The organism is Pseudorhodoferax aquiterrae, assembly GCF_014652235.1.
Classification (GTDB): Bacteria; Pseudomonadota; Gammaproteobacteria; order Burkholderiales; family Burkholderiaceae_C; genus Pseudorhodoferax; species Pseudorhodoferax aquiterrae.
Map to the genome: position 1 here is coordinate 110,044 of NZ_BMYK01000009.1, position 13,685 is coordinate 123,728.

Annotated in this window: 13 protein-coding genes; 6 read left to right on the forward strand and 7 right to left on the reverse strand. The window is 70.7% G+C overall.

Features of this window, described 5'->3' with window-relative positions; translation table 11 throughout:
- Positions 1–20: 20 nt before the first annotated feature.
- Together IE209_RS16155 and IE209_RS16160 are read right to left on the reverse strand one after the other, a co-directional pair.
- Complete coding sequence (locus tag IE209_RS16155) at positions 21–953, reverse strand: electron transfer flavoprotein subunit alpha/FixB family protein (protein WP_189687978.1); 933 nt, start codon at positions 951–953, stop codon at positions 21–23.
- Between the two features lie 20 nt (positions 954–973).
- On the reverse strand, positions 974–1,723 hold the full coding sequence (locus IE209_RS16160) for an electron transfer flavoprotein subunit beta/FixA family protein (protein WP_189687979.1): 750 nt from the start codon (positions 1,721–1,723) through the stop codon (positions 974–976).
- Between the two features lie 305 nt (positions 1,724–2,028).
- On the opposite strand from IE209_RS16160, the gene IE209_RS16165 reads away from it, so the two are divergent.
- Complete coding sequence (locus tag IE209_RS16165) at positions 2,029–3,018, forward strand: SDR family oxidoreductase (RefSeq protein WP_189687980.1); 990 nt, start codon at positions 2,029–2,031, stop codon at positions 3,016–3,018.
- A 1-nt stretch (position 3,019) separates the two neighbouring features.
- Here the strand turns inward: IE209_RS16165 and IE209_RS16170 are convergent, their stop codons facing one another.
- The 3 genes from IE209_RS16170 to IE209_RS16180 all read right to left on the reverse strand — a co-directional run bounded on the left by IE209_RS16170 (position 3,020) and on the right by IE209_RS16180 (position 5,344).
- Positions 3,020–3,631 (reverse strand): ABC transporter ATP-binding protein, encoded by a 612-nt coding sequence (locus tag IE209_RS16170; RefSeq protein ID WP_229882883.1) that lies wholly within the window; start codon positions 3,629–3,631, stop codon positions 3,020–3,022.
- Positions 3,628–4,311, reverse strand: a complete 684-nt coding sequence (locus tag IE209_RS16175) for a P-loop NTPase family protein (protein ID WP_189687981.1) — start codon at positions 4,309–4,311, stop codon at positions 3,628–3,630. Before IE209_RS16175 ends, IE209_RS16170 begins: the two co-directional genes overlap by 4 nt.
- 79 nt (positions 4,312–4,390) lie before the next feature.
- Entirely contained in the window at positions 4,391–5,344 is a 954-nt protein-coding gene (locus IE209_RS16180) for a histone deacetylase family protein (protein ID WP_229882884.1), read from the reverse strand.
- A gap of 43 nt (positions 5,345–5,387) precedes the next feature.
- Between IE209_RS16180 and IE209_RS16185 the strand changes: the two genes are divergently transcribed.
- Genes IE209_RS16185 through mltB form a run of 4 tightly spaced genes read left to right on the forward strand, consistent with a single transcriptional unit; the run spans position 5,388 to position 10,382 of the window.
- Positions 5,388–6,308 carry an AAA family ATPase gene (locus IE209_RS16185; RefSeq protein ID WP_189687983.1) on the forward strand — a complete coding sequence of 307 codons (921 nt, stop codon included), beginning with the start codon at positions 5,388–5,390 and terminating at the stop codon, positions 6,306–6,308.
- A gap of 44 nt (positions 6,309–6,352) precedes the next feature.
- Positions 6,353–7,279, forward strand: a complete 927-nt coding sequence (locus tag IE209_RS16190) for a DUF58 domain-containing protein (RefSeq protein WP_189688079.1) — start codon at positions 6,353–6,355, stop codon at positions 7,277–7,279.
- Positions 7,276–9,312: a transglutaminaseTgpA domain-containing protein gene (locus IE209_RS16195; protein ID WP_189688080.1), complete on the forward strand. Its 2,037-nt coding sequence runs from the start codon at positions 7,276–7,278 to the stop codon at positions 9,310–9,312. Before IE209_RS16190 ends, IE209_RS16195 begins: the two co-directional genes overlap by 4 nt.
- A complete protein-coding gene (gene mltB / locus IE209_RS16200) occupies positions 9,309–10,382 on the forward strand; it encodes a lytic murein transglycosylase B (protein ID WP_189687984.1) in 1,074 nt (357 codons plus the stop codon). Before IE209_RS16195 ends, mltB begins: the two co-directional genes overlap by 4 nt.
- Here the strand turns inward: mltB and IE209_RS16205 are convergent.
- Both IE209_RS16205 and IE209_RS16210 read right to left on the reverse strand, forming a co-directional pair.
- Positions 10,379–10,972 carry a DUF4760 domain-containing protein gene (locus tag IE209_RS16205; protein ID WP_189687985.1) on the reverse strand — a complete coding sequence of 198 codons (594 nt, stop codon included), beginning with the start codon at positions 10,970–10,972 and terminating at the stop codon, positions 10,379–10,381. The genes mltB and IE209_RS16205 overlap by 4 nt on opposite strands.
- A 220-nt stretch (positions 10,973–11,192) precedes the next feature.
- On the reverse strand, positions 11,193–12,446 hold the full coding sequence (locus tag IE209_RS16210) for an MFS transporter (protein ID WP_373305356.1): 1,254 nt from the start codon (positions 12,444–12,446) through the stop codon (positions 11,193–11,195).
- A 239-nt stretch (positions 12,447–12,685) separates the two neighbouring features.
- Between IE209_RS16210 and IE209_RS16215 the strand changes: the two genes are divergently transcribed.
- Positions 12,686–13,678 carry a BMP family protein gene (locus IE209_RS16215; protein WP_189687987.1) on the forward strand — a complete coding sequence of 331 codons (993 nt, stop codon included), beginning with the start codon at positions 12,686–12,688 and terminating at the stop codon, positions 13,676–13,678.
- The last annotated feature ends 7 nt before the right edge of the window (positions 13,679–13,685 follow it).

The following is a 13,685-nucleotide window of genomic DNA, read 5'->3' on the forward strand; positions in this document are numbered from 1 at the left end:
CGTGGGGGGGGGTCAGGTCCTCACAGTGCCTTGACCAGTTCCGGCACGGCCGTGAACAGGTCGGCCTCCAGGCCGTAGTCGGCCACCGAGAAGATCGGCGCCTCGGGGTCCTTGTTGATCGCCACGATCACCTTGCTGTCCTTCATGCCGGCCAGGTGCTGGATCGCGCCCGAGATGCCGGCGGCGATGTACAGCTGCGGCGCCACGATCTTGCCGGTCTGGCCGACCTGCAGGTCGTTGGGCGCGTAGCCTGCGTCGACTGCGGCGCGGCTCGCGCCGATGGCCGCGCCCAGCTTGTCGGCCAGCGGCGTCATGACTTCGGTGAACTTCTCGGCGCTTCCGAGGGCACGGCCACCGGAGACGATGATCTTGGCGGCGGTCAGTTCCGGGCGCTCGCTCTTGGCCAGCTCGGCACCGACGAAGCTGCTCTTGCCGCTGTCGGCCACGGCCGACAGGCTCTCGACGGCGGCCGAGCCACCCGTGGCAGCGGCAGCGTCGAAGCCGGTGCCGCGCACGGTGATGACCTTCACGCTGTCTGCGCTCTGCACGGTGGCGATCGCGTTGCCGGCGTAGATCGGGCGTTCGAAGGTGTCGGGGCTGTCGACCTTGGTGATGTCGCTGATCTGGCTCACGTCCAGCTTGGCGGCCACGCGCGGCGCGACGTTCTTGCCGCTGGCCGTGGCCGGGAACAGGATGTGGCTGTAGTTCGATGCAATGGCCAGCACCTGGGCGGCGACGTTCTCGGCCAGGCCGTGGCCCAGGCCGGCGCCGTCGGCGTGCAGCACCTTGGCCACGCCGGCCACCTGGGCGGCGGCCTTGGCAGCCTCGGCGGCGTTCTCGCCGGCGACCAGCACGTGGACCTCACCACCGCAGGCCAGGGCCGCGGTGACGGTGTTCAGGGTCGCGCTCTTGAGCGAGGCGTTGTCGTGTTCTGCGATGACGAGTGCGGTCATGTTCGTAGTTCCTCCCTGAATCAGATGACCTTGGCTTCGGTCTTGAGCTTGGCGACCAGCGTGGCCACGTCGGGCACCTTGATGCCGGCGCTGCGCTTGGGCGGCTCGCTGACCTTCAGCGTCTTGAGCTTGCTGGCCACGTCCACGCCCAGATCGGCCGGGGTCACGGTGTCCAGCTGCTTCTTCTTGGCCTTCATGATGTTGGGCAGCGTCACGTAGCGCGGCTCGTTCAGGCGCAGGTCGGTGGTCACGACCGCGGGCGTGGACAGCTCCAGCGTCTCCAGGCCGCCGTCGACCTCGCGCGTGACCTTGACCTTGTCACCAGCGACTTCGACCTTGCTCGCGAAGGTGGCCTGCGGCAGGTCGGCCAGGGCCGCCAGCATCTGGCCGGTCTGGTTGGCGTCGTCGTCGATGGCCTGTTTGCCGAGGATGATGAGGCCGGGTTGTTCCTTGTCGACCAGCGCCTTCAGAAGCTTGGCCACGGCCAGCGGCTGCAGCTCGGCATCGGTCTGCACGAGGATGGCGCGGTCGGCGCCAATCGCCATGGCCGTGCGCAAGGTTTCCTGGCATTGCTGCACACCGCAGGAGACGGCGATCACCTCGGTCACGGCACCCTTTTCCTTCAGGCGCACGGCTTCTTCGACGGCGATTTCGTCAAACGGGTTCATGCTCATCTTGACGTTGGCGATGTCAACGCCGCTGCCGTCGGACTTCACGCGGACCTTCACGTTGTAGTCGACCACGCGCTTGACGGGAACCAGGACCTTCATTGATGCGACTCCTCTTTCATGTGCTGCTTGCGCAGGCTGCCGGAACAAAACTGCCGGATTCTAGTGCGCCGCCCTGCCCGCCCCGCCGCCGCAAAGACACCGGGGGGACAGTGGGCACATGGGCCGATCTGCCAGCGCAGCCCGCAGGCACGCAGCAGCCATGCCGCGTCCTGTAGGGCGCCGCGCCGGACGCGTGTCGGCCCGATGCCGAAGATGCGCTTGGTCACAGCGTGTTCACCGCGCAGCGACGCTATTGCAACTATGCTGTGCGCTCCGTCATTCCGAGCACCCAGCACCGAACAAGAATGCGCTCTTCCCTGCCCCCGTCCCCCGTCATCGTCATCACGGGTGCCTCCAGCGGCATCGGCCGCGCCACGGCGCTGGCCTTCGCACAGCAGCGCGCGCGCCTGGTGCTGGCCGCGCGCGGCGCCGAAACGCTGGAACGCGTGGCCGCGCAGTGCGCCCGCCTGGGCGCCCAGGCCATCGCCGTGTCCACCGATGTCACCGACGCCAAGGCCGTGCGGGCCCTGGCCGGTGCCGCGCTGCGGCGCTTCGGCGGCATCGATGTCTGGATCAACAACGTGGGCGTGGGGGCCGTGGGCCGCTTCGAGGCCACGCCCATGGAGGCGCACCGCCGCGTGGTGGAGTCCAATTTGCTGGGCCACATGCATGGCGCCCATGCCGTGCTGCCGCACTTCCGCGCGCAGCGCAGCGGCGTGCTCGTGAACATGATCTCGCTGGGCGGCTGGGTCGCCACGCCCTACGCGGGCGCCTACACGGCCAGCAAGTTCGGCCTGCGCGGCTGGTCGGCCGCGCTGCGCGCCGAGCTGTCCGACCTGCCGGACGTGCATGTCTGCGACGTCTGCCCGACCTTCGTCGACACGCCGGGCCTGCGCCATGGTGCCAACTTCACGGGCCGCAAGCTCGCGCCGCCGCCGCCGCTGGTCGACCCCGACACCGTGGCCGCCGCCATCGTTCGCCTGGTGCGCCGCCCCCGGCCAACGCTGTGGCTGGGATCGGCCGCGCTGCCGGGCCGGCTGGCCCAGGCCGCCGCGCCACAAACCACCGGCCGCATCGGCAAGTGGGTGGCCGACCGCGCGCTGGCGCGCGCCGAACGCACGCCCATCTCCCAGGGCAATCTGTTCCATGCCTCGCGCCATCCGGCTGTGCACGGCGGCTTTCGGCCCGAGCCCAAGCCCAAAGGCAAGCTCGCGCTCGGCCTGGGCCTGGCGCTGGTCGGCGCCGTGGCGCTGGGCGTGCTGCTGGCCACCCAGGGGCGGGGCGAGCGCAGCTGAATCAGTTCAGCGGAAGGTCGATGCGCGCGGCCAGCGGCAGCGTGTTGACGGCCTCGCTGCTCGCCAGCAGCACGGTGCGCTGGCGCGCGGTGCCGATCACGGTCAGCGCTTCCCACAGGCAGCGCACCGACCCCTGGTCCAGCGCGGCCGTGGGCTCGTCCAGCAGCACCACGGGCCGGCGACCGGCCAGCGCGGCCGTCAGCCAGACCTTGCGTTTGGAGCCCGTCGAAAGCATGTAGAGCGACTTGTCCAGGTGCGGCGCCAGCCCGAAACCCTCGACCAGCGCATCGCGCACCCCCATGTCGGCATCGGCACCGGCCAGCTGCGCCAGGCAGTTCCGTGCCGTCATCTGGTCGAAATCCTGCGTGCCCGGGTCGACGAAGAACAGCTGCGCCTGGTAGCGCGCTGGCGATCCGGCCAGCACCGCATCGCCGATCTGCAGACGGCCGGCGTCGGCCGCCTGCACCCCAGCCAGCAGGCGCAGCAGCACGCTCTTGCCGGCCCCGGTGTCGCCGTACAGCAGCGTGATGCCCGGGTCGATGCGGGCCGACCAGTCGGCGATCAGCGGCGCCTCTCCCGCGAAGGCGAAGCGCAGGCCCTGGATGTCGATCACACACCGACCGCGTCGAATGCGCGGTAGCTGTCCGCCAGCCAGGTCTTCACGCGCTGGCGGTCCAAGAGGCCCAGGCCGCCGCCCGGTGTCGCGGCCTTCCAGAAGCTGCTGCTGGCGGCGTCGATCTTGAGCAGCGCGCCCTCGCTGAGCTTCTTGAGCTGCACCACCTTGGCGCCCAGCGCCTCGGCACGCTGCTGCTGGCCCGATTGCTCGAGCGCCGAAAAGTCGCCGCCGCGCACCTCGTTGCGCACCAGCACGTAGCGCAGCCCCTCTGCGAAGCGGTCCAGCAGCTTGCCGAGCAGGTCGGCCGAGTCCTTGCCGGCGTCCATCACATGCCAGTAGGTCAGCGTGATGCCTTCGTCGGCGGCCAGGGCCAGCAGGCTGGCCTCTTCCATCCACTGGGCGAGCGTCTCGTGCGTCTGCGCGGCCAGGTCCACGAGCACGCGGCGCTCGGGCTGTTCCACCGCGGCCTCGACGATGGCGTCCAGCGCCTCGGTGCGGTCCATGGCCACGGGCGCAGCGTAGTCGGCGTAAAAGCGCAGCAGCGCGCCGTGCGAGCGGTCGGTGTCGAAAGCGGTGAACGGCAGCTGCCGGTCGATGCAGTACTGCGCGAGCAGGCGCGCGGTCAGCGACTTGCCGACGCCGCCCTTCTCGCCGCCGATGAAATGGATGTTGGCCATGCGTGCACTCCCTGGGGTGTTGTGTTGTCGTGCACCCGCGGCGGGGTGCACCAGCCCATGGTAGCCGCAGCGGACCGCGTCAGAGGTCGGCCAGCACGCGGATGTGCGCCTCCACGCTGCGCGCCAGTGCGCCCAGGTGGTAGCCGCCTTCCAGGCAGCTCACGATGCGGCCCTGGGCATGGCGCCGCGCGACCTCCTTGATGCAGGAGGTGATCCAGACGTAGTCCTGTTCGACCAGGCCCAGCTGGCCCATGTCGTCCTCGCGGTGCGCATCGAAACCGGCGCTGATGAAGATCATCTCGGGCTTGTGCGCTTCCAGCCGCGGGAGCCAGAGCATGTCGATCATCTCGCGCACGTCCATGCCGCGCGTGTAGGCCGGCACGGGCAGGTTCACGAGGTTGTCGGCCTGGCGGTGCGGCCAGTCCATCGGGTAGAACGGGTGCTGGTAGAAGCTGGCCATCAGGATGCGCGGGTCGCCGGCCACGATGTCCTCGGTGCCGTTGCCGTGGTGCACGTCGAAATCGACGATGGCCACGCGCGACAGGCCGTGGCGCTCCAGCGCATAGCGCGCCGCCAGCGCCACGTTGTTGAAGAAGCAAAAGCCCATGGCCTGGTCGCGGCAGGCGTGGTGGCCCGGCGGGCGCACCGCGCAGAACGCGTTCTCCAGTTCGCCGCGGATCACGGCGTCGGTGGCCGCGAGCGCCGCGCCGGCGGCGCGCAGGGCGGCGTTCCAGGTGTGCACGTTCAGGCTGGTGTCGGGATCGATCTGCGCGTGCGTGGGGCCGCCCGCGATGATCTGCTCCTGCAGGTTGTCGGTCATGCCGCGGATGGACGCCACGTGCATGCGGCCGTGCGCGAGTTCCAGGTCGGAGACCGTGGCCAGCGGCGCCTCGCGCCGCTCGAGCGCATCGCCCACGCCGGACACCAGCAGCCGGTCCTCGATGGCGTCCAGCCGCTCCGGGCATTCCGGATGGCCCGGGCCCATCTCGTGCTTCCAACAATCGCGGTGGCTGAAGTATCCCGTCTGGTTCACGGCTGTCGTCTCGCTTGCTATCGTTTTCGGGTAATGTCTCGCGATGATCGTACAAGAGAAAGTCAAGGACCTTTTGCGCCAGCTCAACGGCGTCATCGTGGGCAAGGAAGCCCAGGTCCAGGACTGCGTGGCCTGCCTGCTGGCCGGTGGCCATCTGCTCATCGAGGACGTGCCCGGCGTGGGCAAGACCACGCTGGCCCATGCGCTGGCCCGCACCTTCGGCCTGCAGTTCTCGCGCGTGCAGTTCACCTCCGACCTGATGCCCTCGGACCTCTCGGGCGTCTCGGTCTACGAACGCGGCAAGGAGGCCTTCGTCTTCCACCCCGGCCCGCTGTTCGCGCAGATCCTGCTGGCCGACGAGATCAACCGCGCCAGCCCCAAGACGCAGAGCGCGCTGCTCGAGGCCATGGAGGAAAAGCAGGTCACGGTCGAGGGCGCCACGCGGGCGCTGCCGCGCCCCTTCTTCGTGATCGCCACGCAGAACCCGCAGGACCAGCTCGGCACCTTCGCGCTGCCCGAATCGCAGCTGGACCGCTTCCTCATGCGCATCTCCATCGGCTACCCCGACCGCGCGGCCGAGCGCCTGCTGCTGGCCGGCGAGGACCGGCGCGAGCTCGTCGACGCGCTTCCTGCGCTGCTGACGGCCGAACAGCTGCAGCAGTTGCAGCAGCAGGTGCTGCAGGTGCACGCGGCACCGCCGCTGATCGAGTACGTGCAGGACCTGATCGCCGCGACGCGCTCGGGCCGCTGGTTCCTGCAGGGCCTGTCGCCGCGTGCGGGCATCGCCGTGGTGCGCGCGGCCAAGGCCCAGGCCCTGCTCGCCGGGCGCGACTACGTGGCGCCCGACGACGTGCAGGCCATCCTGCCGCAGACCGTGGCGCACCGGCTGGTGCCCGCGGGCGACGCGGGCCGCGGCGCCGTGGAACAGGTGCGCGCCATGCTCGAGGCCGTGCCCTTGCCGTGAACGCCCTGGCGCGCCTGAACCCCTGGCCCCGCTGGCGCGGCCGCATGCGGCGCTGGTGGGAGGCCCGGCTGCCGCGCAGCGACCAGCTGCTGCTGACCCAGCGCAACATCTACATCCTGCCCACGCGCGCCGGCCTCATGCTGGGCGCCACCGTGCTGCTGCTGTTGCTCGCCTCGATCAACTACCAGCTCAACCTGGGCTATCTGCTGACCTTCCTGCTGGCCGGCTGTGCGCTGGTCGGCATGCACATGGGCCATGCCACGCTGCGCGGCCTGCAGCTGCATCTGCTGCCGCCCGAGCCGCAGTTCCTGGGCAGCGGCAGCACGCTCACGCTGGAACTGGCCAGCACGCGCAAGACGCCGCGCCACGCCATCGCCGCGAGCCTGGTGGACACGGCCAGGCAGCAGGCCTTCGTGGACGTGCCGGCCGGCGGCCGCAGCCAGGTGCACGTGGCCTTCGCGCCCGCGCGGCGCGGCCTGCACGCCATCCCCACCTTGACGCTGGAGACGCGCTTTCCGATGGGTGCCTTCCGCGTCTGGACCCTGTGGCGCCCGGCCGCCCAGGTGCTGGTCTACCCCCAACCCGAGGCGCATCCGCCGCCGCTGCCCGCGGGCGAGCCGCGCGCCGGAGGCGCCATGGCGCGCCAGGCCGCCAGCACCGGTGAGTTCGACGGCGTGCGCGCCTACCGCCGCGGCGACCCGCTCAAGCTGGTGGTCTGGAAGAAGGCCGCCAAGGCCGGCGAGCTGGTCAGCCGCGACAGCCAGCAGGCCCAGCGCCACGAACTCTGGCTGGACCCGGCCCTGGCCCAGTTGCCCGATGGCGAGCAGCGCCTGGCGCGGCTGTGCGCCTGGGTGCTGCAGGCCGACCGGCTGGAACTCGAGTACGGCCTGCGCGTGCGCGGCGTGGAGCTGCCGCCGGCTAGCGGCGAGGCCCACAAGCGGCGTTGCCTGGAGGCCCTGGCCCTGTGCTGAACCGCTTCGCCGCCCGCCTGTCGGCACAACTGCCGCGCGACGGCCGCGACACGTTGTTCCTGCTGGCCGTGATCGGCTGGATCCTGCTGCCCCAGGTGCCAAGGCTGCCGCTGTGGTGCGGTCTGCTGGCCGCAGGCGTGCTGCTGTGGCGCGGCTGGATCGCGCTGGGCGCCCGTCCGCTGCCTTCGCGCTGGTGGCTGGCGGCGCTGCTGGCGCTGACCATCGGTCTCACGCTCATGAGCCACCGCACGCTGCTGGGCCGCGACGCGGGCGTCACGCTGCTGGTCTCGCTGCTGGCGCTCAAGACGCTGGAACTGCGCGCGCGACGCGACGCCTTCGTGGTCTTCTTCCTGGGCTTCTTCACGATGCTCACGAACTTCTTCTTCTCGCAGTCGCTGGCCACGGCGGCCGCCATGCTGGTCGGTCTGCTGGGCCTGCTCACGGCGCTGGTCAACGCCCACATGCCCGTGGGCCGGCCGCCGCTGGCCGCATCGGCCCGGCACGCCGTGCGCATGGCGCTGGTCGGCGCGCCCATCATGCTGGTGCTGTTCCTGCTGTTCCCGCGGCTGGCACCGCTGTGGGGCATCCCGAGCGACGCGATGAGCGGGCGCAGCGGCCTGTCGTCCACCATGGAGGTCGGCAACCTGGCCAGCCTGGCGCTGGACGACAGCATCGCCATGCGCATCCGCTTCGCCGGCCCGCCGCCGCCGCAGGACCAGCTGTACTTCCGCGGGCCGGTGCTGTCCGAGTTCGACGGCCGCCAGTGGCGGCAGGGCCGGGGTGACCTCAGCTTCAGCACGGCGCCACAGCGCAACCTCGTGCTGGGCGGCGTGCCCACGGACTACGAGGTCACGCTGGAGCCGCACAACCGCCCCTGGCTGTTGCTGCTGGACGTGGCGCCGCGCCGGCCCGAACTCGCAGGCCTCTCGGCGCTGCAGACGCAGGAGCTGTCCTGGCTGGCGAACCGGCCCATCACCGACCTCGTGCGCTACCGCGCCCAGAGCCACACGGATTTCCGCTACGGCCCGCTGCGCCGCACGGCCGAACTGCAGGCCGAGCTGCAGCTGCCCGCCGGCAGCAACCCGCGCACGCTGGCGCTGGCCGCGCAACTGCGGCGCGACCCGCGCCTCGCGGAAGCCGGCAGCGCCGTGCTCGTGGCGGCCGCGCTGGAGCGGCTGCGCACGGGCGGCTACAGCTACACGCTGGAGCCCGGCGTCTATGGCGAACACACGGCCGACGAGTTCTGGTTCGACCGCAAGGCCGGCTTCTGCGAGCACATCGCCTCGGCCTTCGTGGTGCTGATGCGCGCGCTCGACGTGCCCGCGCGCATCGTCACGGGCTACCAGGGCGGCGAGATGAATGCGGTGGACGGCTACTGGACCGTGCGCCAGAGCGATGCCCACGCCTGGACCGAGGTCTGGCACGAGGGCCGGGGCTGGGTGCGCGTGGACCCCACGGGCGCCGTGATGCCCGGCCGCATCGGCAGCCTGGAGCGGCTGCGCGCGCCCCAGGGCGCGTTCGCCACGGCGGTGGGCAACGTCAACCCCAACCTCGCGGCGCAGCTGCGCGCGGCCTGGGAGGCCGTCAACAACCGCTGGAACCAGTGGGTGCTGAACTACACGCAAAGCCGCCAGCTGGACCTGTTGCGCGCCCTCGGCATCGAGAGCCCGGACTGGCAAGACCTCGGCCGCCTGCTCGCCGCTTTGGTGGTACTGGCCAGCCTGGCCGGCGTGGCCTGGGCCGCCTGGGAGCGCCGCCAGCACGATCCCTGGCTGCGCCTGCTGCACAAGGCGCGCGAGCGCCTGCGCGCCGCCGGCCTGGCCGTGCCGCCGCAGGCCGCGCCGCGGCAGCTGTCCCAGCTGCTTGTACAGTTGCCGGCTGCCGCGGCCGGGCCGCAGCAGCTGGCGCCGCTGCGCGACTGGCTGCTGCGCCTGGAAGCGCAGCGCTACGCACGCGCGCCAGCCCTGGAACTGGCGACGCTGCAGCGCGAATACCGCCGCCTGCCCTGGCCCACCCCTGTCCCGTCCGCATGAACCGCACGCGCCTCGCACTCCTGGCCGCCGCCCTGCTCGCCGCCGCCGCCCACGCCCAGACCCCTGCGCCCGCCAAGAAACGCCCCGCCGCCGCCAAGGCCGCACCGGCCCCCGGCCCGCTCTACGCCACGCGCCCCGAGGTGCTGCGCATGGCCGACGACATCGCCGTGCGCCGCGACCTGGACCGCGAATGGGTCCGCCAGGCCATCGGCCAAGCGCGGTTGTTGCCCCAGGTGCAGCGGCTCATGACGCCGGCGCCCAGCGGCACGCCCAAGAACTGGCGCGTCTACCGCAGCCGCTTCGTCGAGCCCATCCGGATCCGCGCCGGCGTGCGCTTCTGGCAGGAGCACCGCACGGCGCTGGAGCGCGCCGAGCGCGAATACGGCGTGCCGGCCGAGATCATCGTGGGCATCGTCGGCGTGGAGTCGATCTACGGCCAGCAGATGGGCGGCTTTCCCGTCATCGACGCCGTGACCACACTGGCCTTCGACTTTCCGAAGGCCCACCCGCGCGCGGCCGAGCGCAGCGCCTTCTTCCTTGGCGAGCTTGAGCAGCTGCTGAGCCTGTCGCAGCGCACCGGCGTGGACCCGCACGCCTGGCGCGGCAGCTATGCGGGCGCCATGGGCATGCCACAGTTCATGCCATCGAGCTGGGTGCGCTACGCGGTGGACTTCGACGGCGATGGGCGCATCGACCTGGCGGCCAGCGTGGACGACGTGATCGGCTCGGTGGCCAACTACTTCAAGGCCTTCGGCTGGAAGACCGGCATGCCGGCCATCTACCCGGTCGCTCTGGCCCCGCAGGCCGACATGGACGCCCTGCTCGCGCCCGACATCCTGCCCAGCTTCAGCGTGGAGAGCTTCACGGCCAAGGGCGCGCTGCTGCAGGGCGAGGCGTTGCAACACGCCGGGCCGCTGGCGCTGGTCGAACTGCAGAACGGTGCGGATGCGCCGCAGTACGTGGCCGGCACCGAAAATTTCTACGTGATCACGCGCTACAACTGGTCCAGCTACTACGCGATGGCGGTGCTCGAGCTCGGCCAGGCGGTGCGCGAGGCGCTGGAGCGCTAACTGCGCACCATGGAGAACGCGCGCAGGTCGTGGCCCGGCCCCACGTCGCGCCAGCGCAGGTAGAGCCAGCGCAGGTTGCGGTACAGCAGTGGATTGGGCGCCAGCGTGGGCCCGCCGCCCACGCGCCGCTCGATCCAGTCGCGCGAATAGAAGGTGGTCTTGGTCAGGATGGACCGCAGGCTGGCCCGCAGCATGGCCTCGTGCAGGTCGCCATGGCGCACGCCGATGGCGATGTACTCGAAGTAGTTGAGGATGTAGCGCAGCGCCTCCTCGTCGTCGCCCTTGATTCCCTGCGTGGGGTCGGCGTCGGGGTCGCGCGTCGCGAGCGGATGGCGCGCCTCGTAGCTGCCGAAGAACTTGTTGACCCGGTCGGCGCGCTCCATGTAGGTGGCCGACAGGCGCGACTGCAGCAGCGTGTTGACGGTGTGCTGCTTGACCGAGTTGCGGATCGAGGTCCAGGCCGTGGTGATCCAGCCGATCACGGCCAGCCAGGCCGCCAGCAGCACCACGATCTGCTGCTTTTCCAGCGCCTCGCCGGGCGCCGTGCGGCGCAGCCAGGTATGCCACCAGAAGAAGGCGCCCAAGGACATCAGGGCCGCAAAAAACAAAAGGCCCAGCACGAAGCTGGGCCTCCAGAACGACGGATCGCCCTTATGCGAAGCCATCGCCTTCCATGAAGAATGCTGTCATGTGACCTCCTTGCGGTTGCACTGCCTGGCCCGGTGGCGGGCCCTTGGGCTTCGCAGAGGGTGGATGCACCGCTGCTGCGCCGAAACAGTATGCCATAGCTGGCGCCCCGGGCCGGGTTCTTCAAGGGCCGGCGCCGGCCTCTTCGAAGCGGTCCAGCCGGCGCAGGCCGCCGAAGGCCGCAGCCCAGGTGCCAACCACGCCCAGCGTGCACAGCCCGCCCGCCACGGCCGCGCCGACCGGCCCCAGCCAGGCCGCGCTGGTGCCGGCGCGGAACTCGCCGAGCTCGTTGGACGAGCCGATGAACAGCATGTTGACGGCCTGCACGCGCCCGCGCATGGCGTCCGGCGTGGAGAACTGCACCAGCGCACCGCGGATGTAGACGCTGACCATGTCGGCCATGCCGGCCACCAGGAGCGCCACGAAGGACAGCCAGAACCAGTGGGACAGCGCGAACACCAGGTTGGCCACGCCGAACACCGCCACGGCGCCGAACATGGTCGCGCCCACGCGCCGGTTCAGCGGCCGCGCGCTCAGGTACAGGCCCATGCCGACCTCCCCCACGGCCATGGCGCTGCGCAGCGCGCCCAGGCCCTGCGGCCCCACGTGCAGCACCTCGTGCGCGTAGATCGGCAGCAGCGCCACCACACCGCCCAGTAGCACGGCGAACAGGTCCAGCGAGATGCAGCCCAGGATCACGGGCCGCGAGCGGATGAAGCCGATGCCTTCGGCAAAGCGCGTCCAGATCGTGCCGCCCACGGCGCGCGGCGCGGCATGGGCCACCGTCACGTAGCGCAGCAGCAGCGCGCCGAGCACGAAGCAGCCCAGGCACACCAGATAAGTGAGCTCGCCACCGCCCAGCGCATACAGCAGCCCGCCCAGGAAGGGCCCGGTGATGGTGGCGCTGCGCATGAGCATGCTGTTGACGGCGATGGCCTGGGCCAGCTGCTCGCGCGGCACGATCTGCGGCAGCAGGCTCTGCAGCGCCGGGCCGGCGAAGGCCCGCGCGCAGCCGTACAACACCAGCACGGCGTAGATGGACGAGACGCCGGCCACGCCATGGCCCGACAGCCACCACAGCAGCGCGCTGCACAGGGCCGAGACCACCCAGCTGGCGGCCAGGATGGGCCGGCGCGCGAAGCGGTCCATGAGGTCGCCAGCCGGCAGCAGCAGGCACAGCATGGGGATGAACTGGGCCAGGCCCACATAGGCCAGGGCCAGCGGCGCGCGCGTGAGGTCGTAGACCTGCCAGGCCACGACCACGGCCTGCACCTGGGTGGCCAGCACGGCGGCCACGCGCGCGGCCATGAAGGCGCGCATGCCGGGATGCCGCAGCACATGCGCTGGGGCCAAGGGGGAGGAAGGGGGAGGACTCACGCGACGGGCAAGAAGCAGCGCCCCACGGGCGCCCTGACAGGCCGGGCATTCTAGGCGGCGCGCAGTGCACGCCTTGGTGCACCACCGCACGGCCCCTGTGCACCCCGTCGCCAGGCCAGCCTGGCCCGCCATTTTTTTGACCGGCCCGCCGCCGGTACACAGGACGGACCGCGCCACAATGCGCGTGGCACCGATATTGCTGACCCTGCCGTCGTTTGCCCCAAGAGGAGTCCACCCCCATGCACCCACGCCGTTCCCTGATTCTTGCCGCCGCCGTCGCCACACTGGCCCTGCCCACTCTCGCCCCGGCCCAACAGGCCAAACTCAAGGTGGCCGCCGTCTACACCGTGCCCTTCGAACAGCAATGGGTGGGCCGCATCCACAAGGCGCTCAAGGCCGCCGAAGCCCGCGGCGAAATCGAATACAAGGCCACCGAGAACGTGGCCAACGCCGACTACGAGCGCGTGCTGCGCGAATACGCCACGGCCGGCAACCAGCTCATCGTGGGCGAGGCCTTCGCGGTCGAGGCGGCAGCGCGCAAGGTCGCGCGCGACTTCCCCAAGACCATGTTCCTGATGGGCAGCTCGGGCAAGCCGCAGGCGCCCAACTTCAGCGTCTTCGACAACTACATCCAGGAGCCGGCCTACCTCACGGGCATGGTGGCCGGCGGCATGACCAAGTCCAACAAGATCGGCCTGGTCGGCGGCTTCCCGATCCCCGAGGTCAACCGCCTCATGAACGCCTTCATGGCCGGCGCCAGGGAAGTGAACACTAAGGTGGAGTTCAGCGTGAGCTTCATCAACAGCTGGTTCGATCCGCCCAAGGCCAAGGAAGCCGCCTTCGCCATGGTCGACAAGGGCGCAGACATCCTCTACGCGGAGCGCTTCGGCGTCAGCGACGCGGCCAAGGAGCGCAAGGTGCTGGCCATCGGCAACGTGATCGACACCCAGGCCCAGTACCCTGACACCGTGGTCGTCTCGGCGCTGTGGAACATGGAGCCCTCGATCGACCGCGCGCTCAAGCTCGTGCGCGAAGGCCAGTTCAAGCCCGAGGAGTACGGCGTGTACTCGCACATGCAGCACAAGGGCTCGGCGCTGTCGCCGCTCGGCACCTTCGAGAAGAAGATCCCGGCCGAGCTGGTGGCCAAGGTGCGCGCACGCGAGGCCGAGATCCTGGCCGGCAAGTTCACGGTCAAGATCGACGACGCCCAGCCCAAGTCCACGGCCAAATGAGCGTGGC

Bases quoted from the DNA above. Each gene is read 5' to 3' on its own strand.
- IE209_RS16205 (WP_189687985.1), bottom strand. From the start codon at position 10,972: ATGTCCTTGGGCGCCTTCTTCTGGTGGCATACCTGGCTGCGCCGCACG.
- IE209_RS16215 (WP_189687987.1), top strand. From the start codon at position 12,686: ATGCACCCACGCCGTTCCCTGATTCTTGCCGCCGCCGTCGCCACACTG.
- IE209_RS16160 (WP_189687979.1), bottom strand. From the start codon at position 1,723: ATGAAGGTCCTGGTTCCCGTCAAGCGCGTGGTCGACTACAACGTGAAG.
- IE209_RS16185 (WP_189687983.1), top strand. From the start codon at position 5,388: ATGATCGTACAAGAGAAAGTCAAGGACCTTTTGCGCCAGCTCAACGGC.
- IE209_RS16155 (WP_189687978.1), bottom strand. From the start codon at position 953: ATGACCGCACTCGTCATCGCAGAACACGACAACGCCTCGCTCAAGAGC.
- mltB (WP_189687984.1), top strand. From the start codon at position 9,309: ATGAACCGCACGCGCCTCGCACTCCTGGCCGCCGCCCTGCTCGCCGCC.
- IE209_RS16175 (WP_189687981.1), bottom strand. From the start codon at position 4,311: ATGGCCAACATCCATTTCATCGGCGGCGAGAAGGGCGGCGTCGGCAAG.
- IE209_RS16190 (WP_189688079.1), top strand. From the start codon at position 6,353: ATGCGGCGCTGGTGGGAGGCCCGGCTGCCGCGCAGCGACCAGCTGCTG.
- IE209_RS16165 (WP_189687980.1), top strand. From the start codon at position 2,029: ATGCGCTCTTCCCTGCCCCCGTCCCCCGTCATCGTCATCACGGGTGCC.